Annotated in this window: 19 protein-coding genes; 10 read left to right on the forward strand and 9 right to left on the reverse strand. The window is 71.9% G+C overall.

Features of this window, described 5'->3' with window-relative positions:
* Positions 1-16 precede the first annotated feature (16 nt).
* The 3 genes from OIE12_RS11460 to OIE12_RS11470 all read right to left on the reverse strand — a co-directional run bounded on the left by OIE12_RS11460 (position 17) and on the right by OIE12_RS11470 (position 1,661).
* Positions 17-553, reverse strand: a complete 537-nt coding sequence (locus OIE12_RS11460) for a chaplin (RefSeq protein ID WP_329134387.1) — start codon at positions 551-553, stop codon at positions 17-19.
* Between the two features lie 107 nt (positions 554-660).
* Positions 661-918, reverse strand: coding sequence for a chaplin (locus tag OIE12_RS11465; RefSeq protein WP_329134389.1), 258 nt, complete (start codon positions 916-918; stop codon positions 661-663).
* Between the two features lie 293 nt (positions 919-1,211).
* The gene (locus OIE12_RS11470) at positions 1,212-1,661 is read right to left on the reverse strand and encodes a rodlin (RefSeq protein WP_329134391.1); all 450 of its coding nucleotides are present in this window, start codon (positions 1,659-1,661) and stop codon (positions 1,212-1,214) included.
* Positions 1,662-1,910: 249 nt separating this feature from the next.
* Here OIE12_RS11470 and OIE12_RS11475 point away from each other — a divergent pair, with 249 nt between their 5' ends.
* Entirely contained in the window at positions 1,911-2,312 is a 402-nt protein-coding gene (locus OIE12_RS11475; protein WP_329134393.1) for a rodlin, read from the forward strand.
* A 92-nt stretch (positions 2,313-2,404) separates the two neighbouring features.
* Here OIE12_RS11475 and OIE12_RS11480 read toward each other — a convergent pair whose 3' ends face one another.
* Both OIE12_RS11480 and OIE12_RS11485 read right to left on the reverse strand, forming a co-directional pair.
* The gene (locus tag OIE12_RS11480; protein ID WP_329134395.1) at positions 2,405-3,310 is read right to left on the reverse strand and encodes an ABC transporter permease; all 906 of its coding nucleotides are present in this window, start codon (positions 3,308-3,310) and stop codon (positions 2,405-2,407) included.
* Positions 3,307-5,961 (reverse strand): alpha/beta fold hydrolase, encoded by a 2,655-nt coding sequence (locus tag OIE12_RS11485; RefSeq protein WP_329134397.1) that lies wholly within the window; start codon positions 5,959-5,961, stop codon positions 3,307-3,309. Before OIE12_RS11485 ends, OIE12_RS11480 begins: the two co-directional genes overlap by 4 nt.
* A 251-nt stretch (positions 5,962-6,212) precedes the next feature.
* Here OIE12_RS11485 and OIE12_RS11490 point away from each other — a divergent pair, with 251 nt between their 5' ends.
* A complete protein-coding gene (locus OIE12_RS11490) occupies positions 6,213-7,055 on the forward strand; it encodes a hypothetical protein (protein ID WP_329134399.1) in 843 nt (280 codons plus the stop codon).
* A 40-nt stretch (positions 7,056-7,095) separates the two neighbouring features.
* Here OIE12_RS11490 and iolB read toward each other — a convergent pair whose 3' ends face one another.
* A complete protein-coding gene (gene iolB / locus OIE12_RS11495; RefSeq protein WP_329134401.1) occupies positions 7,096-7,932 on the reverse strand; it encodes a 5-deoxy-glucuronate isomerase in 837 nt (278 codons plus the stop codon).
* 328 nt (positions 7,933-8,260) lie between these two features.
* On the opposite strand from iolB, the gene OIE12_RS11500 reads away from it, so the two are divergent.
* From OIE12_RS11500 to OIE12_RS11510, 3 genes are all read left to right on the forward strand, one after another.
* Complete coding sequence (locus OIE12_RS11500; protein WP_329134403.1) at positions 8,261-8,461, forward strand: helix-turn-helix transcriptional regulator; 201 nt, start codon at positions 8,261-8,263, stop codon at positions 8,459-8,461.
* Between the two features lie 253 nt (positions 8,462-8,714).
* Positions 8,715-8,954, forward strand: a complete 240-nt coding sequence (locus OIE12_RS11505; protein ID WP_329134405.1) for a heavy-metal-associated domain-containing protein — start codon at positions 8,715-8,717, stop codon at positions 8,952-8,954.
* Between the two features lie 20 nt (positions 8,955-8,974).
* Complete coding sequence (locus OIE12_RS11510) at positions 8,975-11,365, forward strand: heavy metal translocating P-type ATPase (RefSeq protein ID WP_329134407.1); 2,391 nt, start codon at positions 8,975-8,977, stop codon at positions 11,363-11,365.
* Positions 11,366-12,150: 785 nt separating this feature from the next.
* Here OIE12_RS11510 and OIE12_RS11515 read toward each other — a convergent pair.
* Both OIE12_RS11515 and recD2 read right to left on the reverse strand, forming a co-directional pair.
* On the reverse strand, positions 12,151-13,440 hold the full coding sequence (locus tag OIE12_RS11515) for a citrate synthase (RefSeq protein WP_329134409.1): 1,290 nt from the start codon (positions 13,438-13,440) through the stop codon (positions 12,151-12,153).
* Positions 13,441-13,574: 134 nt separating this feature from the next.
* Positions 13,575-15,911, reverse strand: a complete 2,337-nt coding sequence (gene recD2, locus OIE12_RS11520; protein WP_329134411.1) for an SF1B family DNA helicase RecD2 — start codon at positions 15,909-15,911, stop codon at positions 13,575-13,577.
* Between the two features lie 144 nt (positions 15,912-16,055).
* On the opposite strand from recD2, the gene OIE12_RS11525 reads away from it, so the two are divergent.
* The 5 genes from OIE12_RS11525 to rbsD all read left to right on the forward strand — a co-directional run bounded on the left by OIE12_RS11525 (position 16,056) and on the right by rbsD (position 21,941).
* Positions 16,056-17,102 (forward strand): LacI family DNA-binding transcriptional regulator, encoded by a 1,047-nt coding sequence (locus tag OIE12_RS11525; RefSeq protein WP_329134413.1) that lies wholly within the window; start codon positions 16,056-16,058, stop codon positions 17,100-17,102.
* Positions 17,099-18,634: a sugar ABC transporter ATP-binding protein gene (locus OIE12_RS11530; RefSeq protein ID WP_329134416.1), complete on the forward strand. Its 1,536-nt coding sequence runs from the start codon at positions 17,099-17,101 to the stop codon at positions 18,632-18,634. The genes OIE12_RS11525 and OIE12_RS11530 overlap by 4 nt, the downstream gene beginning before the upstream one ends.
* Positions 18,624-20,582 carry an ABC transporter permease/substrate-binding protein gene (locus tag OIE12_RS11535; protein WP_329134418.1) on the forward strand — a complete coding sequence of 653 codons (1,959 nt, stop codon included), beginning with the start codon at positions 18,624-18,626 and terminating at the stop codon, positions 20,580-20,582. Before OIE12_RS11530 ends, OIE12_RS11535 begins: the two co-directional genes overlap by 11 nt.
* A gap of 70 nt (positions 20,583-20,652) precedes the next feature.
* The gene (locus tag OIE12_RS11540) at positions 20,653-21,555 is read left to right on the forward strand and encodes a ribokinase (RefSeq protein WP_329134420.1); all 903 of its coding nucleotides are present in this window, start codon (positions 20,653-20,655) and stop codon (positions 21,553-21,555) included.
* Positions 21,552-21,941: a D-ribose pyranase gene (rbsD, locus tag OIE12_RS11545; RefSeq protein ID WP_329134422.1), complete on the forward strand. Its 390-nt coding sequence runs from the start codon at positions 21,552-21,554 to the stop codon at positions 21,939-21,941. Before OIE12_RS11540 ends, rbsD begins: the two co-directional genes overlap by 4 nt.
* A 247-nt stretch (positions 21,942-22,188) precedes the next feature.
* Here rbsD and OIE12_RS11550 read toward each other — a convergent pair whose 3' ends face one another.
* Positions 22,189-23,229: a LacI family DNA-binding transcriptional regulator gene (locus tag OIE12_RS11550; protein WP_329134424.1), complete on the reverse strand. Its 1,041-nt coding sequence runs from the start codon at positions 23,227-23,229 to the stop codon at positions 22,189-22,191.
* Between the last annotated feature and the right edge of the window lie 107 nt (positions 23,230-23,336).

Raw genomic sequence — 23,336 nt, forward strand, 5'->3', positions numbered from 1 at the left:
GCAGGCGCACGTGCCGTCAGTGGTCCGGAGTCGTCCGGCCCCGGCGGTAGAGGAGCATGCCGCCGGTGAGCATGCCCGCGCTCACCAGGGAGGCGACCAGCAGGCCGCCGCCGCCCGTTTCGGCCAGCATGGGCGGCTGGGCGTGCGGGCGTTCGGTGTGGGACGCCACGGGAGGCGTGGCCGGGGTGCTGTGTTCCGGGGCCGGCTGCGGGGGTGCCTCGCCGTAGCCGGGGGGCTCCTCCTGGTGGGCCGGCGGCGTGGCCGGGACGTGCTTCTCCGGCGGCGCGGACGGCTCGTCCGCCTCCGCGTGCCCGTCGTTCGCGCACTGGTTGCCGAACGCCGGGTTCAGCGCGGCCACCACGTCCACGGAGTTGCCGCACACGTTGACCGGGATGTCCACCGGCGCCTGCACGGCGTTGCCCGAGGCGACGCCGGGCGAGTTCGCGGACACGCCGTCAGCGGTCGAGTCGGCGAGGGCGGGAGCGGCGCACAGGGACAGAATGCCCGTCGCGGCCGCCGCCGCGACCATTCCCCTGCTCAGGGTCTGTCGCAATTTCAGCTTGTCTTCCTGCTGGTAGAGATGGGAAAAGCCGGCCCCGGAGCTGTACGAGACAGTCCAGGACCGGCCGCAATCAGCCGTACGGCTGCTGCGCCGTCGACTCAGTCGTTGACGCAGGCGTTGCCGGCCGCGGGGTTCGCCAGGCCGATGACATCGATGGTGTTGCCGCACACGTTGATCGGAACGTGCACCGGAACCTGGATGACATTGCCGGAGAGAACACCCGGGGAGTTCGCCGCGACACCCGAGGCGCCCGCGTCGGCGACCGCCGGGGCGGCCATGCCGAGGGCCATGAGGATGCCCGCAACGGCAGCAGCGCTCTTCTTGTGCTTCACGTACTTTCCCTTCTTCGCGGTCATGCCCCCTGTTGCCGGTCGGAACCGAGCGAGCACGACATGAACGACTCGCAGCACGACCTGCAAGCTGTAAACGAGGAATAGACCCCGGAGGAAACCGCGGAACGTGAGTCGGCCGGTATTACGCCCGAATGCCCCACACCTGGTCGGCACGGTACCCCGGAAGGAGCAGCGACGCCTTCGCCGACGCCGGAAGGCAATTCATCGGAAAAGCCTTCCGTACGACGTCGGCGGTGGCGGCGCCGCGGCTCCTTCCCGTCCGGACGCGCGGGCCACGAAAGCCCGGCGCGGACGGCTCAGCGGTCCTCGTGGCCGCCGTTCTTCCCGTCGCCGGCGGCGTCGTGCGCCACACCCTCGGTCTCGCCGTTCGCGGACAGGACCGACAGGTCCTCCAGGACGTGCGACAGCGCACCGTCGCGCTTGGCCTGGGTGGAGTTGTCGGTGCACTGCTGGTCGAGCTCGTCGCCCAGCACGTTGATGTCCTGGACCGGAACCAGGTTGACGATCGGGACGTTCAGGTCGTCCAGGCCCACACACGGCTTGTTCAGCGTGCCCTCGATGAGGGACAGCTGCGGGCTCATGTCGCCCTTGGTCGCCGAGTTGCCGAACGACGACACGGCACCGTTGCCGTTGGCCGAGTTCGGCCCGGAGTCGTCACCGATGGCAAGCGCCTGGGGAGCGGCTGCCGCCGACATACCGATGACGGAAACGGCGGCCGCCGCGGCGACCATTGCCTTCTTGAGCACTTCGCGTTCCTTTCTTCGTAGCGACGCATGTCCTACGGCCTCATCAACCCGGTGCCGGATGATTGGTTGCGGGGGTTCACCCGGTTGGAGGTGCGTGCTCGGAAGAAATGCCTGGACAACGCGGTTCCGGCGGACGGCGGTCATTTCTTCGGTATAGGCCGACGGGGTGAACGGGAGAAACCACCCTGCTGCCGCGCAGTTGACCAGGACGCCCCGGTGAACGGGGTTTTCCGCTGAAAGGACTGACCAATGATCAAGAAGGCTCTTGCCGCCGCGGCGATCGCCGCCTCCGTCGTGGGCGCCGGCGCCGCCACGGCCCCGCAGGCGATGGCCATCGGTGACGACGGCGGTCCGGCCTCTGTCAACGGCAACAACGCCATGCAGATGTACGGCAACTCGGCCACGTACGGGAACATGAGCCCGCAGATGGCGCTGATCCAGGGCTCGTTCAACAAGCCCTGCATCGGTCTGCAGGACATCAACCTGCCCGTCGTCAACGGCGTCCCGGTGCAGGACATCCCGATCCTGTCGGACGACCTGAGCCAGCAGTGCACCGAGAACTCCACGCAGATCAAGCGGGACGGCGCGCTCGCGCACCTGCTGGAGGACGTGTCGATCCTGTCGACCAACTCGGAGGAGCACGACGACTGAGCACGGTCACGGCCGCGGAGGCGGGGCGCCGGACGATCCGGCGCCCCGCCTCCGTGTGCGCCCCCGTCCACGCCCCGGCCCCCGCCTCCGTGCTACGACACGATGTCCTTCCGCGTGAAGCCCCGGAACGCCGCCGCGAACAGGACGAGCGCGTAGGCGACCGACACGGCGGTGCCCTGCGCCATCCCGGACCACTCGGGCTCCGGCTGGACGGCGTCGATCCAGGCGAACTGCCAGTGCGCGGGCAGGAAGTCGCGCCAGTGGCCGAGCGCGGTGACCGCGTCGAGCACATTGCCCACGATCGTCAGGCCCACGGCGCCGCCGACCGCGCCCAGGGGTGCGTCGGTCTTCGTGGACAGCCAGAACGCGAGCCCGGCGGTGACCAGTTGGGACGCGAAAATGTACGCCACCGCGATGACCAGCCGCTCGGCCGCCGTGCCGGTGGACAGCGTGCCCCCGGTGGGAATGTGCAACGGCCCCCAGCCGTAGGCGACGGAGCCGACCGCCAGGGCGACCAGCGGCAGCAGCACCATCGCGGCCAGACTCAGCGTCAGCGCGACGGCGAGCTTGGACCACAGCAGCCGGGCCCGCGGCACGGGCGCCGCCAGCAGATACCGCAGCGAGGACCAGCTCGCCTCGGCGGCCACCGTGTCCCCGCAGAACAGGGCGACCGGCACCACCAGCAGGAACCCGGCGGAGACGAACAGGTTGACGGCGGCGAAGTTGGCGCCGGACGCCGTCGCCGTGTCCATCAGGGTGATCCGGTCGCCCTGTGAGCCGGGGTCGCCCACGGCGAAGGCGATCACCAGCACGAACGGCAGCAGCGCGAGGACCGCGCCCATGACGAGCGTGCGGCGCCGCTTGAGCTGGCGGACCAGCTCGACCCGCAACGGCAGGGTGCGCCCGGCCCGGTACCCGTCGGCGACCTCGGGGGGCTGCACCGACGGGTGGCCTGCGGACGTGGAGCCGGCGGACGTGGAGCCGGCGAGGCTGCTCATGCCGAGCCTCCGATCAGGGTGAGGAAGGCGTCCTCCAGGCGGCGGTGGGGGCCCACCGACGCGACGGGCACCTCCAGGCGGACGAGTTCGGCGACCAGCCGCGGGGCGCTGCCGTCCGTGTCGAGCCGGACCAGCAGCCCGCCCTCGACGGCCTCGGCCGAGGCGATGCCGGGCAGCGCGGCGACCTTCTCGGCCAGCGGCTCGCCGACCGGCGTCTCCGTGCCCACCAGCAGGGTGTCCCCGGCGCCGGTGATCTCGCCGACCGGGCCCGCCTGGACCAGCCGGCCGCGGTCCATGACGACCAGATGCGTGCAGGACTGCTCGACCTCGGCCAGCAGATGGCTGGAGACGATCACCGTGCGGCCGGCGGCGGCGTAGCGGATCATCACCTCGCGCATCTCGCGGATCTGCGGCGGGTCCAGGCCGTTGGTGGGTTCGTCGAGGATCAGCAGGTCCGGCAGGCCGAGCATGGCCTGGGCGAGGGCGAGTCGCTGCCGCATGCCCTGCGAGTACGTGCGCACGGCGCGGGCCAGCGCCTCGTCGGTCAGCCCGGCGATCTCCAGCGCCTCTTCCAGGTGCGCGTCCTCGGGCGGGCGGCCGGTGGCCTGCCAGTACAGCCGGAGGTTGTCCCGGCCGGACAGGTGCGGCAGGAATCCGGCGCCCTCGACGAAGGCGCCCACCCGGGACAGTACGGAGGCGCCGGGGCGGACGGCGTGGCCGAAGACGCGGATCTCGCCGTCGTCCGGGGTGATCAGCCCCATCAGCATGCGCAGGGTGGTGGTCTTGCCGGCGCCGTTGGGGCCGAGCAGACCGAGCACCTGGCCCTTCTCCACCCGGAAGGAGAGGTCCCTGACGGCATACCGGTCGGCGGACCTGGCGTACCGCTTGCTCAGGCCGGCGATCACCAGGGGCACGTCGGCCAGTTCGGGATCGGGGGCCGGGGCGGAGGTGCGGCGGCGGGCGGTGAGTAGCAGCGTCGCGGCGAGCACGGCACCGGCGAGCGGCAGCCACCACACCCAGGACGGCAGCGGGCTGTCGGCGGTCGCCACGCCGGGGGCGGTCGGGACCGTCAGCCCGCCCTTCAGCTCCGCGGTGTACGTGGCGGGCTGCGTCGGGGAGGCGTAGGCGAGGTCGGTGGAGGCCAGCACCAGCCGCAGCCGGTGGCCCTTGCGGACCTCGTAGTCGATCGCGGGCAGGGTGAGCGTGACGTCCTTGCCCTGCCGCGCGTTCTCGACCCGCACGGGGGTGACCAGCTGCGCGGGCAGTCCCGGCCGGGAGTCGCCGGGGGCGACGTCGTACACCTTGGCGAACAGGACGGCGTCCTCGCTGGTGGACGTGACGTGCACGGTCGCGGTGGGCGAGCCGGTGATCCCGAGGTCCCGGGTGAGCGGCGCGGATTCGAACGCCGCGTACTGGCCGGGGAAGTCGAGGGAGATGCCGACGCCGAGGGAGGACAGCTGGGACAGTCCGCCCGAGTCACCGAGGCCGGGCAGGGCGGAGATCGCGGGCGGGCTGGCTCCCGCCGGGTTGACGAAGTGCTGTTCGCCGCCGGCGAGGCGGAGGGTGCGCGGGCCGCTCGCCAGGCCGGGGTAGTGGTCGTCGGTCGCCCCGCGCAACCGCGTCTCGCCGTCGGTGGAGTCGACGCCGCCGGTGCGGGTGACGCGGAAGGCCGGACCCGTGTCGGCGCCCTTGTCGCCCTTGAGGTAGCGGTCGAACCAGGACTTCACGCGGCCCTGGACGCGGTCGGTCTCCATGTTGCCGCCGTCGTGGCCGCCGCTGATCCAGTCGACGTCGACGGGGGCGCCGTTGGCCTTGATCGCCTTCGCGGCGGCGTCGGCCTGGCCGAGCGGGAACAGGGAGTCGGTCTGGCCCTGCGTCAGCAGGGTGGGCACCTTGATGCGGTCGCCGACGGCCTCCGGGGAGCGGGCGTCCAGCAGGGCGCGGGCCTCGGCATCGGGCTGCCCGGACTGGGCGACGCGCTGGTACATCCGGCACAGCGCGGGCTCGAACCGGTCGCAGCCGCCGCCGGAGTTGAGGAACAGGCTCGTCCACAGCTTCTTGAAGACGCCGTTCGGGAACAGGGCGTCCGACAGGTTCCAGTACGTGATCGCCGGGGCGATGGCGTCGACCCGGTCGTCGTACCCGGCGGTGAGCAGCGAGATCGCGCCGCCGTAGGAGCCGCCGGCCATGCCGACGCGGGGGTCGCCCGCCTTGTCCAGTTGGACCTCGGGCCGCTCGGCGAGCCAGTCGACGAGACGGGACGCGTCGGCGACCTCGCCCTCGGGGTCGTTCAGCCCGATCTTCCCGGTGGAGTGGCCGAAGCCGCGGGCGGACCAGGTGAGTACGGCGTAGCCCTCGCGGGCGAGGTCCTCGGCCTGGCCGCGCACGTCCTCCTTGCTGCCGCCGAAGCCGTGCGCCAGCAGGACGGCGGGGCGGCGGCCGGCGGGGCCCGCGGTGAAGTAGGAGGTGTCCAGGCGGACTCCGCCGCCCATGGGCAGCGCCCTGTCGCTCACGTGCACGGCCGGTGCGTCGTCGGACGCGACGGCCGTCCACGTCCCCGCGCCGGCGAGCACGACGACGGCGGCCGCGGCGGTCACCAGCCGCCGCGGCCCCCGCAGCAGCCCTCGGACGCGGGGCAGTCGAAGATCCATGGCTCAACGGTACGGGCCGTCACCGACAACCGGAGCAGTCCCGGGGGTGGACCCGCCGACCTCCCATGGAGGTACGCGGCTCCGCCCGCCTACCACGGACGCGGTACACGGAGGGGACGCACGCGGGGACACGGGCCGGGTGCGGTGGCGTCAGGCCAGGTCGGCCCGGGCTGTCCGGGGCGCTGTCAGTGGGGGTCGGTAGGCTGCCGCGCACAGAAGAATCACAGAATCACGGCTACGGGTGGGGACTCATGAAGCTGAGGTACACGGCGGTCTGGGTGGGGATGACGGCGGCCGCCATGGTCGTCACGACCGCGTGCGGCTCGGGCGGTACGAAGACGGCGTCCGACGCCGTCGACAAGGCCGTGGACAAGACGGACATGATCATGGCGGCGCTGTCCCGCGCCACCGACCGCACCGAGCAGCTGGGCTCCGCCGAGGTGCGGATGACCACCACCCTGGGCTCGGGCAAGCCGATCGCCGCGGACGGCACGTACTCCTGGGGCGACGGTTACGCGTTCGACATCGAGATGGACACCAAGGCGGTCCACATGGAGCCGCTCACGGACTCTCCGACGGTGAGGACGCTGTTGGTGGACGGCGCGTACTACTACGACGTCGACCCGCAGCCCTCCGGCCCCCTGGCGGGCAAGGAGTGGATGAAGATCGACACCTCGGCCGTGTTCGGCGAGTCGGGCGCCGACGCGCTCAACTCGGCGGGCGGCGGGGCCAGCCCGTCGGCGTCCATGAAGAGCCTGAAGTACGCCGACGACGTCGAGGACCTGGGCAGGGAGAAGGTCGACGGCACGTCCACGACCCACTACCGGGCCGTGATCGACCAGAAGGGCATGGGCAGGTTCAAGGACGCCTACGCCAACGAGGACAACCTCTTCGGCTCGATGACCGGTGGCTCCTCCAGCATGACCATGGACGTCTGGGTGGGCGCCAAGGACCTCCCGGTGCGCATGACGCAGCGGTTCGGCACCATGAAGGTCACCATGGACTTCGACAAGTTCGGTGCCACCAAGGACATAGCCGCCCCGCCCGCCGCGCAGGTCGGCGACCTCACGGACGCGGTGAAGGCAGCGAGCTGACGGACCGGCGGACGAGCGGGCGGGGCGCCGGGGAGGGACGTCACCGGTACCCCTCCGTGTGGTCCGGGTGGAACCGGATGCGCCACTCGCGTTCGCCAGGGCCCGCCATGACGTTGAGGTAGTACATGTCGTGGCCCGGCTGGGAGATGGACGGGCCGTGCCAGCCGTCGGGCACGAGGACCGTGTCGCCGGTGCGGACCTCGGCGAGCACGTCGGCGCCGCCCTCCCGTGACGGCGACACGCGCTGGTAGCCGAAGCCGCCCGTGCCCTCGATCTCGAAGTAGTAGATCTCCTCCAGCTCTGTCTCCTCGCCCGGACGGTTCTCGTCGTGCTTGTGCGGCGGGTACGAGGACCAGTTGCCGCCGGGGGTGACGACCTCCACGGCGATGAGCGTGTCGCAGTCGAAGGTGCCCGCGGCGGCGAAGTTGCGTACGCGGCGGGCGCAGTCGCCGCTGCCCCGGTCCTCGACGGGTACCTCCGGCGCGGGGCCGTAGCGGGCGGGGAGTCGGCGCTCGCACTTCGCTCCTGCCAGGGCGAAGCGGCCTCCCGCGCCGGAGGCGATCTGGGTGTGGGTGTCGCGGGGTACGTACGCGAAGTCGGTGACGGAGGCGAACACGTCGGGCCGTCCGTCGAGTGGGAGGACGTCGTCCCCGGCGGTGACCGTACAGGCGCCGTTCAGCGGCACCACGAGCCACTCGCTGTCGCCGGAGTCGAACGTGTGCGTACCCCCCGGTTCCAGTGCGACGATGCGCAGGCTGCTGTGGGTCCAGCCGGCCCGCCCGGGGTCGATGTCGAGGGCGTACGGGCCGCGGGCGGTGCTGCCGTGCGGGAGGTGCAGCCCGTCGGCGCTGCCGGTTCCGGTCGTCGTGCGGCTCATGAAGGTCCTCACAGCGGTTCGCCCCGGCGGCCCCCTCGCCCCCGGCTGGACACAGGTCTAGCCGGGGCGCGCGAGTCATGTCAATCCTTTGTCCGGACATTCGGACGACGTGTCGACGTCATGGTGTCCGTAAGGCCACGAACGCATCGGTTCGGTTACGGGCGTCACGGGAACGCGAGCCGTTCGTCCCAGCACCGCGACAGCGCCTTGCCCGTCGTCACCCTGCGTCGTTCACCCCGCACAGGATGCGTGATCACCAAAGCGCAGCGCCCGGCTCCCCCGCCGGCCCGCCCCGGGCCGCCGCCGCGCGCTCGCGGGGAGGTAACCGATGACCGAAAGCCGGCTCTGGTCGTACAAGGAGATCGCCGCACACATCAAGGTGCAGCCGGACACCGTGCGCTCCTACCGCAAGCACGGGCTGCTGCCCCCGCCCGACCACGTGGAGGGCGGGAAACCGTACTGGTACGCGGACACCGTCCGCGCCTGGGTCGCCGCCCGGCCCGGCAACCGCGGCCGGCGGAACGGGTAGCGGTCGGCCGGACCGGACAGCGGTCGGCGGACCGGCGGAACCAGCAGGGGGCGCGGGCCGACCAGTACTTCGGGTGGCGGCCGGGCTCCTCGGATGCCGGGCACATCGGATGCCGAAGCGCTCCGGATGCCGCCCCGGGGCACCCGTCGGCCCGCGCCGGTGCGGCGGGACCTTTGCCTGATACCCCCTAGGGGTATAGTCTGCGTACCGTAGGCCCCATACGTACCGACGCACAGCACCGAGGAGTACCCGCATGACTTCCACCAACGACACGCAGAACGGCGTCACCACCGTCTACAAGGTGAGCGGCATGAGCTGCGGGCACTGCGAGGGCGCCGTAGGCAGTGAGATCTCGGAGCTGGCCGGGGTCAGCTCGGTGAAGGCCGTCGCCTCCTCCGGTGAGGTCACCGTCGTCTCCGCCGCCCCGCTCGACGAGGCCGCCGTCCGCGCCGCGGTGGACGAGGCCGGGTTCGAGCTTGTCGGCACCCTCTGAGCAACGAAACCGGATACGCCATGACCAGCAGCACCACGGCCTCCGGGCCCGCCCTCGGCACCCCGGCGCCGGACGACGACCCGTCCCGCGCCGAGGTCGAGCTGCTCATCGGCGGGATGACCTGCGCCTCCTGCGCGGCCCGCGTCGAGAAGAAGCTCAACCGCATGGAAGGCGTCACCGCCACGGTCAACTACGCGACCGAGAAGGCCAAGGTGGCGTACCCCCGGGGGGTCGCCGTCGACGACCTGATCGCGACGGTGGTCAAGACCGGGTACACGGCGGAGGAGAAGGTTCCGCCGCCGCCCGAGCCGTCGGCGCCGGGGACCGGACCCGGTGGCGTCGAGGGATCCGGGCCGGCCGGCGGTGAGGGGTCCGGGTCCGCCGGACCCGACGCCGAGCTCGCCGCCCTGCGGCAGCGGCTCGTCACCTCCGTGCTGCTGGCCGTGCCGGTCGTGCTGCTCGCCATGGTTCCCGCATGGCAGTTCGACAACTGGCAGTGGCTGTCGCTGACGCTCGCCGCGCCCGTCGTGGTCTGGGGCGGGCTGCCGTTCCACCGGGCCGCGTACACCAATGCCCGGCACGGCGCGGCCACCATGGACACGCTCGTCTCGCTCGGCACGCTCGCCGCCTTCGGCTGGTCGCTGTGGGCGCTGTTCTGGGGCGACGCCGGGATGCCCGGCATGCGGCACGGCTTCGAGCTGACGGTGTCCCGGACGGACGGGGCATCGACGATCTACCTGGAGGTGGCCGCCGGGGTGATCGCCCTGATCCTCCTCGGCCGCTACCTCGAGGCCCGCTCCAAGCGACGGGCCGGCGCCGCGCTGCGGGCGCTGCTTGAGCTGGGCGCGAAGGACGTCGCCGTACTGCGGGACGGCCGCGAGGTGCGGGTCCCGGTGAGCGCACTGGCCGTCGGCGACCGGTTCGTCGTCCGGCCCGGCGAGAAGATCGCCACCGACGGGACCGTGGTGGAGGGCGCCTCCGCCGTCGACGCCTCCATGCTGACCGGCGAGTCCGTGCCGGTGGACGTGGCCGTGGGCGAGACCGTCACCGGCGCCACCGTCAACGCCGGGGGCCGGCTCGTCGTCGAGGCCACCCGGGTCGGCGCGGACACCCAGCTGGCGCGGATGGCGCGGCTGGTGGAGGACGCGCAGAGCGGCAAGGCGGAGGTGCAGCGGCTGGCCGACCGGATCTCGGGGATCTTCGTGCCCGTGGTGCTGCTGCTCGCGGCGGGGACGTTCGGGGTCTGGCTCGGCGTCACCGGCGACACGGTGGCCGCGTTCACCGCGGCCGTCGCCGTGCTGATCATCGCCTGCCCGTGCGCGCTGGGGCTGGCCACGCCGACCGCGCTGATGGTCGGCACCGGCCGGGGCGCCCAGCTCGGCATCCTGATCAAGGGCCCCGAGGTGCTGGAGTCGACCCGCCGGGTGGACACGGTCGTGCTGGACAAGACCGGCACGGTGACCACCGGCCACATGACGCTCCACGACGTCTACGCGGCGGACGGGACGGACGAGCGGGAGCTGCTGCGGCTCGCGGGCGCGCTGGAGGACGCATCGGAGCATCCGGTGGCGCGCGCGATCGCCGCGGGCGCCCGGGAACGCCTCCGCACGGCGCACACCACCGGCGCGCGGGACGAGGCGGGCGCCCTGCCCACCGTCGAGCACTTCGCCCTCCCCGCCGTCGAGCACTTCGAGAACGTGCCCGGGCGCGGCGTGCGCGGGCGCGTGGCGGGGCGCGAGGTGACGGTGGGCCGGCTCGCCGAGGCCACGGCCACGCTTCCCGAGGAACTGGTACGGGCGCGTACGGCGGCGGAGGCCGAGGGGCGCACGGCCGTGGTGGTCGCGCTCGACGGCACGGCGGCCGGGGTACTGACGGTGGCCGACGCGGTCAAGGAGACCAGCGCCGAGGCCGTACGGCGGCTGCGCGCGCTGGGGCTGACGCCGGTACTGCTGACGGGGGACAACCGGGCGGTCGCCGAGGCGGTGGCGCGGAGCGTCGGCATCGACGAGGTGATCGCCGAGGTGCTGCCCGAGGACAAGGTCGCCGAGGTACGGCGGCTCCAGGGCGAGGGCCGTACGGTCGCCATGGTCGGCGACGGCGTCAACGACGCGGCGGCGCTGGCCACCGCCGATCTGGGCCTCGCCATGGGCACCGGCACGGACGCCGCGATCGAGGCCGGCGACCTCACGCTCGTACGGGGCGATCTGCGGGTGGCGGCGGACGCGATCCGGCTCTCCCGGCGGACGCTCGCCACGATCAAGGGGAACCTGGTCTGGGCGTTCGGCTACAACGTGGCCGCGCTGCCGCTGGCCGCGGCGGGGCTGCTGAACCCGATGATCGCGGGCGCCGCGATGGCGTTCTCGTCGGTGTTCGTGGTGACCAACAGCCTGCGGTTGCGGTCGTTCTCCTGAGCCGAAGGCCTACGGCATCGCATTATTACGATGAGCATTCTTCTGATGACGAGGTAAGAGACCCCCTAGAGTCAGGAGCGTGCCTCACATAAGCTCTTCACAAGGCTCGCGCATCTTCCTTACGCTGGGGTCTCGATCGCCATATCGAGGCACTTGCGCACCTTCGGGACATATGCAAGAGACGCAGATCACAGTGATGTGAATGTAACCATCGAAGGGGTTCGTGGGTCTAAGTTGGCGATGTCAGAAGCGTCTTGGGGGGCGCGACTGACATCTGGGGATGTCTTGGGGGACGTTCCCGGAAAGAGGTGCCTTCTGCTCGAGGCAGGCCCGTGGTCGGTCGAGAGCCGGAGGAAGCGTTGCCGGGGCACGTACACCGGGGAGCTTTGAGCGGCCCTCCCGCGCGTGCGCGTCCCGGCAGGCAGCAACAACAGTCGCGGCGCAGGCCGCGGCGATGCGGCACGGCGGGTTCTGCTCGTTGTGCTCACAGCGATTCAGGCGCTGTCCTCTAGGCGCCCGGCCGGATCCCGTGGGGGGAATCCGTACCGGGACACGGGAAGGCGCCCTGGTCGCCGGCCCGTGGGGGGACCGGTGTACCAGGGCGCCTTCTGTCGTTTGCGGGCGGGTGTGCGTGCGTGCCTGCGCGTGCTACCGGGGGCGGGTAGTGGCTGGTGGAGTTTTTCGCCCCCGCCGCCCCTACCCTTCCCGTCCCCGGGGGCTGTGCCCCCGGACCCCCCTACGGAGCTTCGCTCCGTTTTGCGCAGTTCCCCGCGCCCCTTAAGGGGTCAGCGCTCCTCCACCGGCACGAAGTCCCGCTCCACCACGCCCGTGTAGATCTGGCGCGGGCGGCCGATGCGGGAGCCCGGCTCCTTGATCATTTCGGTCCACTGGGCGATCCAGCCGGGGAGGCGGCCGAGGGCGAAGAGGACCGTGAACATCTCGGTCGGGAAGCCCATGGCGCGGTAGATCAGGCCGGTGTAGAAGTCGACGTTCGGGTAGAGCTTGCGCTCGGTGAAGTAGTCGTCGGAGAGCGCGTGCTCCTCCAGCTTGAGCGCGATGTCGAGCAGCTCGTCGGACTTGCCGAGGGCGGAGAGCACGTCGTGCGCGGCGGCCTTGATGATCTTGGCGCGAGGGTCGAAGTTCTTGTAGACCCGATGGCCGAAGCCCATCAGGCGGACGCCGTCCTCCTTGTTCTTCACCTTGCGGATGAAGGTGTCGACGTCGCCGCCGGACTCCTGGATGCCCGTGAGCATCTCCAGGACCGACTGGTTGGCGCCGCCGTGCAGCGGGCCCCAGAGCGCGGAGATGCCGGCGGAGATCGAGGCGAACATGTTCGCCTGCGAGGAGCCGACCAGACGCACGGTGGAGGTGGAGCAGTTCTGCTCGTGGTCCGCGTGCAGGATGAGCAGCTTGTCCAGCGCGGAGACGACGACCGGGTCGAGGTCGTACTCCTGGGCCGGCACCGAGAAGGTCATGCGCAGGAAGTTCTCGACGTAGCCGAGGTCGTTGCGCGGGTAGACGAACGGGTGACCGATCGACTTCTTGTACGCGTACGCCGCGATCGTCGGGAGCTTGGCGAGCAGGCGGATCGTGGAGAGGTCGCGCTGCTTCTCGTCGAAGGGGTTGTGGCTGTCCTGGTAGAACGTGGACAGCGCGGAGACCACCGAGGACAGCATGGCCATCGGGTGGGCGTCGCGCGGGAAGCCCTTGTAGAAGTTCTTGACGTCCTCGTGCAGCAGCGTGTGCTGGGTGATCTCGGTCTTGAACGAGGAGAGCTGGTCGACGGTCGGCAGCTCACCGTTGATGAGCAGGTAGGCGACCTCCAGGAAGGTCGACCGCTCGGCCAGCTGCTCGATCGGGTAGCCGCGGTAGCGGAGGATGCCCTGCTCGCCGTCGAGATAGGTGACGGCGGATTTGTAGGCGGCGGTGTTGCCGTAGCCGCTGTCCAGGGTCACCAGACCCGTCTGGGCGCGGAGCTTGCCGATGTCGAAGCCCTTGTCGCCGACGGTGCTGTCGACCACCGGGTAGGTGTATTCGCCGTCGCCGAACCGCAGTACTACAGAGTTGTCGCTCACGTCTTCCCTCACCCGACGTAGTGCCTCATCTTCGAGGTGCCCTGACTGTCTCTACCATCCCCCATTCGGCGCAGAAGCGTGCACTCGGGGTCGGCCGTTGGGCTCATTGGCGGCACTGAGTGCCGCCAACCTGCTCATCCTGCCGCCTTCACCCCGGTTCCGGAAGTGCTCTGTGACCTTCGCGACTCATTTGATCGATCATTTCTGTCCGGAAGGCGGGATCCGGCGAGCCGGAAGTCCAGCGCCGTGCAGCGGCGGCCCGCCGAGACCGTGCGCACCGCCTGGCCGATGGCCTTGCGGGAGCCGACGAGGACGACCAGCCGCTTGGCCCGGGTGACCGCCGTGTAGAGCAAATTGCGCTGGAGCATCATCCAGGCGCCGGTGGTCACCGGGATGACGACCGCCGGGTACTCGCTGCCCTGGGAGCGGTGGATGGTGACGGCGTAGGCGTGCGCCAGTTCGTCCAGCTCGTCGAAGTCGTACGGCACCTCCTCGTCCTCGTCGGTCAGTACCGTCAGCCGCTGTTCGACCGGGTCGAGGGAGGTGACGACGCCGACGGTGCCGTTGAAGACGCCGTTCTCGCCCTTGTCGTAGTTGTTGCGGATCTGGGTGACCTTGTCGCCGACGCGGAAGACCCGGCCGCCGAACCGCTTCTCGGGCACGTCGGGGCGGCCCGGGGTGACGGCCTGCTGGAGCAGTCCGTTGAGCGCGCCCGCGCCGGCCGGCCCCCGGTGCATGGGCGCGAGCACCTGCACGTCCCGCCGGGGGTCGAGCCCGAACCTCGCCGGGATGCGGCGGGCGGCGACGTCGACCGTGAGCCGCCCGGCCTCCTCGGTGTCGTCCTCGACGAAGAGGAAGAAGTCCTTCATGCCGTCGGTGACGGGGTGCTGACCGGCGTTGATCCGGTGCGCGTTGGTCACCACGCCGGACTGCTGGGCCTGCCGGAAGACCCGGGTGAGCCGCACGGCGGGCACGGGACTTCCGGGCGCCAGCAGGTCCCGGAGCACCTCGCCGGCGCCCACGCTCGGCAACTGGTCGACGTCCCCGACGAAGAGCAGATGGGCGCCCGGCGGCACGGCCTTGACCAGCTTGTTGGCGAGCAGCAGATCCAGCATGGACGCCTCGTCGACGACGACCAGGTCGGCGTCGAGCGGCCGTTCCCGGTCGTAGGCCGCGTCGCCGCCGGGCTTGAGTTCGAGCAGCCGGTGCACGGTGGACGCCTCGGCGCCGGTCAGCTCGGCGAGCCGCTTGGCGGCCCGCCCGGTGGGCGCGGCGAGCACCACCTTCGCCTTCTTCGCCCGGGCCAGCTCCACGATCGAGCGGACGGTGAACGACTTGCCGCAGCCGGGCCCGCCGGTCAGCACGGCGACCTTCTGCGTCAGCGCCAGCTTGACGGCGGCCTCCTGTTCGGGCGCGAGTTCGACCCCCGTGCGCCCCTTCAGCCAGCCGAGCGCCTTGTCCCAGGCGACGTCCGCGAAGGCGGGCATGCGGTCCTCGTCGGCGCGCAGCAGCCGCAGCGTCTGGCCCGCCAGGGAGAGTTCGGCGCGGTGGAACGGCACCAGGTAGACGGCGGTGACGGGGTCGCCGCCCTCGGGGTCGGGGACCTTCTCGCGGACGACGCCGGGGTCGTCCTCCGGGTTCTCCGGCTCGGCGGCGAGCGCGGCCAGGCACTCGATGACGAGCCCGGTGTCCACCTGGAGCAGCTTGACCGCGTCGGCGATCAGCTTCTCCTCGGGGAGGTAGCAGTGCCCCTGGTCGGTGGCCTGGGACAGCGCGTACTGCAACCCGGCCTTCACCCGCTCCGGGCTGTCGTGCGGGATGCCGACGGACTGGGCGATCCTGTCGGCGGTGAGGAAGCCGATGCCCCAGACGTCGGCGGCGAGCCGGTAGGGCTGGTTCTTCACCACGGAGATCGAGGCGTCGCCGTACTTCTTGTAGATGCGGACCGCGATCGACGTCGACACCTCGACGGTCTGGAGGAAGAGCATGACCTCCTTGATCGCCTTCTGCTCTTCCCAGGCGTCGGCGATCTTCCTCGTCCGCTTGGGGCCGAGCCCCGGCACCTCGATGAGCCGCTTCGGCTCCTCCTCGATGATGGTGAGGGTGTCCACGCCGAAGTGCTGGGTGATGCGGTCGGCGAAGACCGGTCCGATGCCCTTGACCAGCCCTGAGCCGAGGTAGCGCCGGATGCCCTGGACGGTGGCCGGCAGGACCGTCGTGTAGTTCTCGACGAGGAACTGCTTGCCGTACTGCGGGTGCGAGCCCCAGCGGCCCTCCATCCGCAGCGACTCCCCCACCTGCGCGCCGAGCAGCGCGCCGACGACGGTCAGCAGGTCGCCGGCGCCTCTGCCGGTGTCGACGCGGGCGACGGTGTAGCCGTTCTCCTCGTTGGCGTACGTGACGCGCTCCAGCACGCCTTCGAGCACGGCGAGCCGCCGTTCACCAGGAGCGCCTGCGGACTGGTTGGGCATGATCCGACGGTACCGGCGGGGTGTGACACTGCCCCGGCGTCCGGTCACGATTCCGTTTCGGCCGCCCCGCACCCTCTTGTCAGCCGCCCGTGTAATCGATTCCAATCCTCCATGTAATCGATTCCACGAGGAGGTGGAACGGCGATGGCGAGCATCAAGGACGTTGCCGCCGAGGCGGGCGTGTCCGTCGCGACGGTCTCGCGCGTCCTCAACGGCCATCCGTCGGTCAGCGCGGCCGCCCGCACACGGGTGCTGACGGCCGTCGACGCGCTGGGCTACCGCCCCAACGCCGTCGCCCGGTCGCTGCGCACCGACCAGACCCGCACCCTCGGCCTGGTCATCAGCGACGTCATGAACCCGTACTTCACCGAGCTGGCCCGCTCCGTCGAGGAGGAGGCCCGCGCGCTCGGCTACAGCGTGATCATCGGCAACGCCGACGAGCGGCCCGACCTCCAGGACCACCACGTACGGACCCTGCTGGACCGGCGCATCGACGGCCTGCTGGTCTCGCCGACCGACGGCGGCTCCCCGCTGATGCTGGACGCGGTCCGGGCCGGCACCCCGATGGTCTTCGTGGACCGCTGGATCGCGGGGCTCGACGTGCCCGTCGTACGGTCCGACGGGCGGGCGGCCGTACGCGAACTCGTCGCCCATCTGTACCGGCTCGGGCACCGCCGGCTCGCGATCATCGCGGGTCCGGCGGCCACCACGACCGGCCGGGAGCGCGTGAGCGCGTTCCGGGACGCGCTCGCGGAGCACGGGCTGCGCCTGCCGGACGCCTACATCGGCCAGGGCGACTTCCAGGCCGCCAGCGGCCGCCGGGCCACCGAGCGCTTCCTCGACCTGGACGAACCGCCCGAGGCCGTGTTCGCCGCCGACAACCTGATGGCGCTCGGCGCGCTGGACGCCGTACGGGAGCGGCGGCTGCGGCTGCCCGGCGACCTCGCGCTCGCCGCGTTCGACGACATCCCGTGGTTCGTGCACACCGATCCGCCGGTCACGGCGATCGCCCAGCCGACGGGCGCACTCGGGCGGGCCGCCGTGCGCGCGCTCGTCGACCGCATCGAGGGGCGGCCCCCGCAGTCGGTCACCCTCCCGGCCCGGCTCGTCGTGCGCCGCTCGTGCGGCGAGCCCCCGCCGTCCCCCGCCTCCGACCTGTCCCCCTCCCCCGTACGAAGGAGTACGCCGTGAGCAGCCGCAGTCCGGACGAGTTGCTGCGCATCGAGGGCATCCGCAAGACCTTCCCCGGCGTGGTCGCGCTCGACAGCGTCGACTTCGACCTGCGCCGGGGCGAGGTGCATGTGCTCCTCGGCGAGAACGGCGCCGGCAAGAGCACGCTGATCAAGATGCTCTCCGGTGCCTACACGCCCGACGCCGGGCGGATCGTGGTCGACGGCGAGGAGGTGCGCGTCCACGGTGCGCAGGACTCCGAGCGGCTCGGAATCGCCACCATCTACCAGGAGTTCAACCTCGTCCCCGATCTGACGGTCGCCGAGAACATCTTCCTGGGGCGGCAGCCGCGCCGGTTCGGGATGATCGACCGCAAGCGGATGGACGCGGACGCCGAGGTGCTGCTCAAGCGCGTCGGGCTGGACGTCCCGCCCCGCGCCCGGGTGCGCGAACTCGGCATCGCGCGGCTCCAGATGGTGGAGATCGCCAAGGCGCTCAGCCTCGACGCGCGCGTCCTGATCATGGACGAGCCGACCGCCGTGCTGACCTCCGAGGAGGTCGAGAAGCTGTTCGCCATCGTGCGGCGGCTGCGCGAGGACGGCGTCGGGATCGTGTTCATCACCCACCACCTGGAGGAGATCGCCGCCCTCGGCGACCGGGTCACCGTCATCCGGGACGGCCGCAGCGTCGGCCAGGTGCCCGCGACCACGCCCGAGGACGAGCTGGTCCGGCTGATGGTCGGGCGGTCGATCGAACAGCAGTACCCGCGTGAACGCACCGACACCGGCGAGGCGTTGCTCACGGTGGAGGGGCTGACCCGCGACGGGGTCTTCCACGACGTGGGGTTCGAGGTGCGGGCCGGTGAGGTCGTCGGCATCGCGGGGCTCGTCGGGGCCGGGCGGACGGAGGTGGTCCGGGCGGTGTTCGGGGCCGATCCGTACGACGCCGGTGCCGTGCGTGTCGCGGGCGCGCCGCTGCGCCGGCACGACGTGAACGCCGCCATGGCGGCCGGGATCGGGCTCGTGCCCGAGGACCGCAAGGGCCAGGGGCTCGTGCTGGACGCCTCGGTGGAGGAGAACCTCGGCCTGGTCACCATGCGGGCGGCGACCCACGCCGGACTGGTCGACCGCAAGGCGCAGCGGGCCGCCGCCGCCGAGGTCGCGGGACAGCTCGGTGTGCGGATGGCCGGGCTCGGCCAGCACGTGCGCACGCTCTCCGGCGGCAACCAGCAGAAGGTCGTCATCGGCAAGTGGCTGCTGGCGCACACCAAGGTGCTGATCCTCGACGAGCCGACGCGCGGTATCGACGTCGGCGCCAAGGTCGAGATCTACCAGCTCATCAACGAACTGACGGCCGCCGGTGCCGCCGTGCTGATGATCTCCAGCGATCTGCCGGAGGTGCTCGGCATGAGCGACCGGGTGGTGGTGATGGCGCAGGGACGGGTCGCCGGTGAACTCACCGCCGAACAGGCCACCCAGGACGCCGTGATGGCCCTCGCCGTCAGCACGCACACCAACGGAACGGACGGAACGGAGGCCTCCCGTGGCCACTGACACGCATCTGAGCGAGCCGGGCGCGCGCAGCGGCGGCACCACGGCCGGCCTGCGCCGGCTGCTCCTCGACAACGGCGCCCTGACCGCGCTGATCGTCCTGGTCATCGCCATGTCGGCGCTGTCCGGCGACTTCCTGACCACGGACAACCTGCTCAACGTCGGCGTCCAGGCCGCCGTGACCGCGATCCTCGCCTTCGGCGTCACCTTCGTCATCGTCTCGGCGGGCATCGACCTGTCGGTCGGCTCGGTGGCCGCGCTGTCGGCGACCGTGCTCGCCTGGTCCGCGACCTCCCACGGGGTGCCGGTGGTGCTCGCCGTCGTCCTGGCGGTGGCGACCGGCGTGGCGGCCGGGCTGGTGAACGGTTTCCTCATCGCGTACGGCAAGCTGCCGCCGTTCATCGCGACGCTCGCCATGCTGTCGGTGGGCCGCGGTCTGTCGCTGGTCGTCTCCGGCGGCTCCCCGATCGCGTTCCCCGCCTCGGTCTCGCACCTCGGCGACACCCTGGGCGGCTGGCTGCCGGTGCCGGTGCTGGTCATGGTGGTGCTCGGCCTCGTCGCCGCGCTGATCCTGGGCCGGACGTACATCGGCCGTTCCATGTACGCGATCGGCGGCAACGAGGAGGCGGCCCGGCTTTCCGGGCTGCGGGTGAAGAAGCAGAAGCTCGCGATCTACGCGCTCTCCGGGCTGTTCGCCGCCGCCGCGGGCATCGTGCTGGCCGCCCGGCTCTCCTCGGCGCAGCCGCAGGCCGCCGACGGGTACGAGCTGGACGCGATCGCGGCCGTCGTCATCGGCGGCGCCTCCCTCGCGGGCGGCACCGGCAAGGCGTCGGGGACGCTGATCGGCGCGCTGATCCTGGCGGTGCTGCGCAACGGCCTCAACCTGCTGTCGGTGTCCGCGTTCTGGCAGCAGGTCGTCATCGGTGTCGTCATCGCCCTTGCCGTGCTGCTGGACACCGCCCGGCGCAAGGCGGGGGCGAGCACGCCGGCCGCGGGCGCCGGGGCGCCGGGCGGGAGGGGGAAGCAGGCGGCGACGTACGTCCTCGCGGCCGTGGTCACGGTGGCGGTCGTGGGCGCGACCTCCTTCCTGCACGGCGGTTCCTCCTCCGCCAACCCGAAGATGGGGCTGTCGCTGTCCACGCTGAACAACCCGTTCTTCGTGCAGATCCGGTCGGGTGCGCAGGCGGAGGCGAAGAAGCGGGGCGTGGACCTGACCGTCACGGACGCGCAGAACGACGCCTCCCAGCAGGCCAACCAGTTGCAGAACTTCACCAGTTCGAGTTACGGGGCGATCATCGTCAACCCGGTCGACTCGGACGCGGCGGGACCGTCCGTACGCGCCGCCGACAAGGCCGACATCCCCGTCGTCGCCGTCGACCGCGGCGTCAACAAGGCGAAGACAAAGACGCTCGTCGCCTCGGACAACGTCGCCGGTGGCAGGCTCGCCGCGAAGACGGTCGCCGAAGAGCTCGGCGGGACCGGAAAGATCGTGATCCTCCAGGGCCAGGCGGGCACCTCCGCCGCCCGGGAGCGCGCCGAGGGCTTCGCCCAGGGGCTCAAGGCCTACCCCGGCATCAAGGTCCTCGCCGAGCAGCCCGCGGACTTCGACCGCACCAAGGGGCTCGACGTGATGTCCAACCTGCTCCAGGCCCACCCGGACGTGCAGGGCGTGATCGCGGCCAACGACGAGATGGCGCTCGGCGCGATCAAGGCGCTGGGTTCGAAGGCGGGCAAGTCGGTGGCCGTGGTCGGCTTCGACGGCACGCCGGACGGGCTGAAGGCGGTGAAGGACGGCACGCTGTACGCGTCCGTGGCGCAGCAGCCGTCCCAGCTCGGGAGGATCGCGGTGGACAACGCGCTGCGGGCGATCGACGGCAAGAAGGTCGACGCGACGGTGAAGGTGCCGGTGAAGGTGGTCACGAAGGAGAACGTCGCCGGGTTCACCGGCTGACGCGAGCCGGGCCCGCCGACTGACGCCGAAGTGGCAGGCCTCCTACAGAGCCCCTACAGGGAGACGATTCATGTACGACTACGACCTGCTGGTCGTGGGATCGGCCAACGCCGATCTGGTGATCGGGGTCGAGCGGCGGCCCGCCGCCGGGGAGACCGTCCTCGGCTCGGACCTCGCCGTCCACCCGGGCGGCAAGGGCGCCAACCAGGCCGTCGCCGCCGCCCGGCTCGGCGCCCGTACGGCACTGCTGGCGCGGGTCGGCGACGACGGGCACGGGCGGCTGCTGCTGGACTCGCAGCGGGCGTCCGGCGTGGACACGGTGGGCGTGCTGGTCGGCGGGGCGCCCACCGGGGTCGCGCTGATCACGGTGGACCCCTCCGGGGACAACAGCATCGTGGTCTCCCCCGGCGCCAACGCCCGGCTGACCCCGGAGGACGTCCGCGCCGCCGGCGGTCTGCTGCACGCCTCCCGGGCCGTCTCGGCGCAGCTGGAGATCCCGCTGGAGACGGTCGTGGAGGTCGTACGGAACCTGCCGGACGGCACCCGCTTCGTGCTGAACCCCTCGCCGCCGCGGGCGCTGCCGGACGAGGTGCTCGCGGCGTGCGATCCGCTGATCGTCAACGAGCACGAAGCGCGGGTCGTCGCGGGCGACGGGCTGGGCGGCACGCCCGAGGAGTGGGCGGCCGCGCTGCTGGCGCGGGGGCCGCGCTCGGTCGTGGTGACGCTCGGCGCGGCGGGCGCGGTGGTCGCCGACGGCACGGGCGCCCCGGTGCGGGTGCCGTCGGTGACAGTGGACGCCGTCGACACGACGGGCGCGGGCGACGCGTTCACCGCCGCGCTGGCCTGGCGGCTGGGGGCGGGCGCGTCCCTGGCGGAGGCGGCGGCGTACGCGGCCCGGGTGGGCGCGGCGGCGGTGACACGGGCGGGCGCGCAGGCGTCGTTCCCGACGGCGGAGGAGGTCGCGGCGCTGTGAAGCGGACCGGGATACTCAACCGCCATCTCGCCGGCGCCCTGGCCGAACTGGGCCACGGGGACGGCGTACTGGTGTGCGACGTCGGCATGCCGATCCCGCCCGGCCCCCGCGTGGTGGACCTGGCGTTCCGCGCGGGCGTCCCGGCGTTCACCGAGGTGCTCGACGGGCTCCTTGAGGAGCTGGTGGTCGAGGGCGCGGTCGCGGCGGAGGAGGTCCGCACGGCCAACCCGGCGGCGGCGGACGTCCTGCGGGACCGTTTCAGCGCGCTCGAACTCGTCCCGCACGTACGCCTGAAGGAGTTGTCGGCGGGCGCCCGCCTCGTGGTGCGCACCGGCGAGGCCCGCCCGTACGCGAACGTGCTGCTGCGGTGCGGGGTGTTCTTCTAGGCCAGGTCGTGCCTTCTTCAGCACACGCTCGGAGGGGCCCGGTCGTCGACCGGGCCCCTCGCGCCTCCCCATGTCAGAACCCCCGCGGATCCCCCCAGATCCTCCCCCCAGTGGTCCTGATGCCAAGTACGACCGTCCACGGGGGCCGACGGTTGCACGGGTGCACAAGATTTTTTTCGGCACCATCGGGCGGGTGCCGAGCAGGGCGCCAGGGCGGGTACCGGGCGGGGTCCGGTCGGGCGCCGGGTCAGCCCTTCGGCGCCGCCGTCGACCCCCGCACCATCAGTTCCCCGCGCACCACCGCGATGTCCCCCGGCGGCGGTTCCTCCCTGCCCATCGCGATGCGGCCCGCGCGGGCGCCCGCCTCGGCCAGCGGGAGCCGTACCGTCGTCAGGGCCGGGACCGCGTCGATGGAGAACGGCAGGTCGTCGAAGCCGGCCACGGACACGTCGTCCGGGATGCGCAGCCCCGAGTCGCGCAGCGCGGCGCACGCGCCGAGGGCGACCGTGTCGTTGGCGGCGACGATCGCGGTCAGCCCCGGCTCCCTGCGCAGCAGTTCGAGCGTGGCCTCGTAGCCGGACCGGCGGTCGTAGCGGCCGTGGACGGTGAGCCGGGGGTCGTCCGCGAGCCCGGCGGCGGCGAGCGCCTCGCGGTGGCCCTCCAGGCGGTGCCGGGTGGTGGTGCGCTCCTCGGGGCCGGCGATGTACCCGGTGCGCCGGTGACCGAGGCCGATCAGGTGTTCGGTGAGCCTGCGTCCGCCGCCCCGGTTGTCGAAGGTGAGCGCGATGGCCTCCGGCGCCGGGGGTCTGCCGCACAGCACCACCCGGGTGCCGGCCGCCGCCAGTTTCCGCAGCTTCGCGGAAACCGCTTCCCGGTGGCTGGGCGTCTCCACCGCCCCGCCGGTGAGCACCACCGCCGCCGCCCGCTGCCGCTGGAGCAGCGTGAGGTACGTCAGCTCGCGCTCCGGGGAGCCGCCGGTGTTGCAGACCACCGCGAGCCGTTCACCCCCTGCCCGGCCGCCGGGGCCGCCGATCTCCGACTGGACGGCGCCGGCCATGATGCCGAAGAAGGGGTCGGCGATGTCGTTGACCAGGATGCCGACCAGGTCGGAGGTGGCCGCCGCGAGGGAGCTGGCGGGGCCGTTGAGGACATAGTCGAGCTCGTCCACCGCCCGCAGCACGCGCTCCCGGGTGGAGGCGGCCACCGGGTAGTTGCCGTTCAGCACACGCGACACGGTCGCGGGCGAGACCTGCGCGCGCGCCGCCACGTCCGCCAGGGTCACCGTCATCGTCGTCGTCCTCCGGTCGCGCGTCTGTTCTTCGCCGTCGTCGTCGTCGGCATCGTCTCCGGCGGTGTTGTCCCATCCGCTCTCGCGGTCTTGTCCGATCCGCCGCA

Source organism: Streptomyces sp. NBC_00670, assembly GCF_036226765.1.
Taxonomy (GTDB): Bacteria; Actinomycetota; Actinomycetes; order Streptomycetales; family Streptomycetaceae; genus Streptomyces.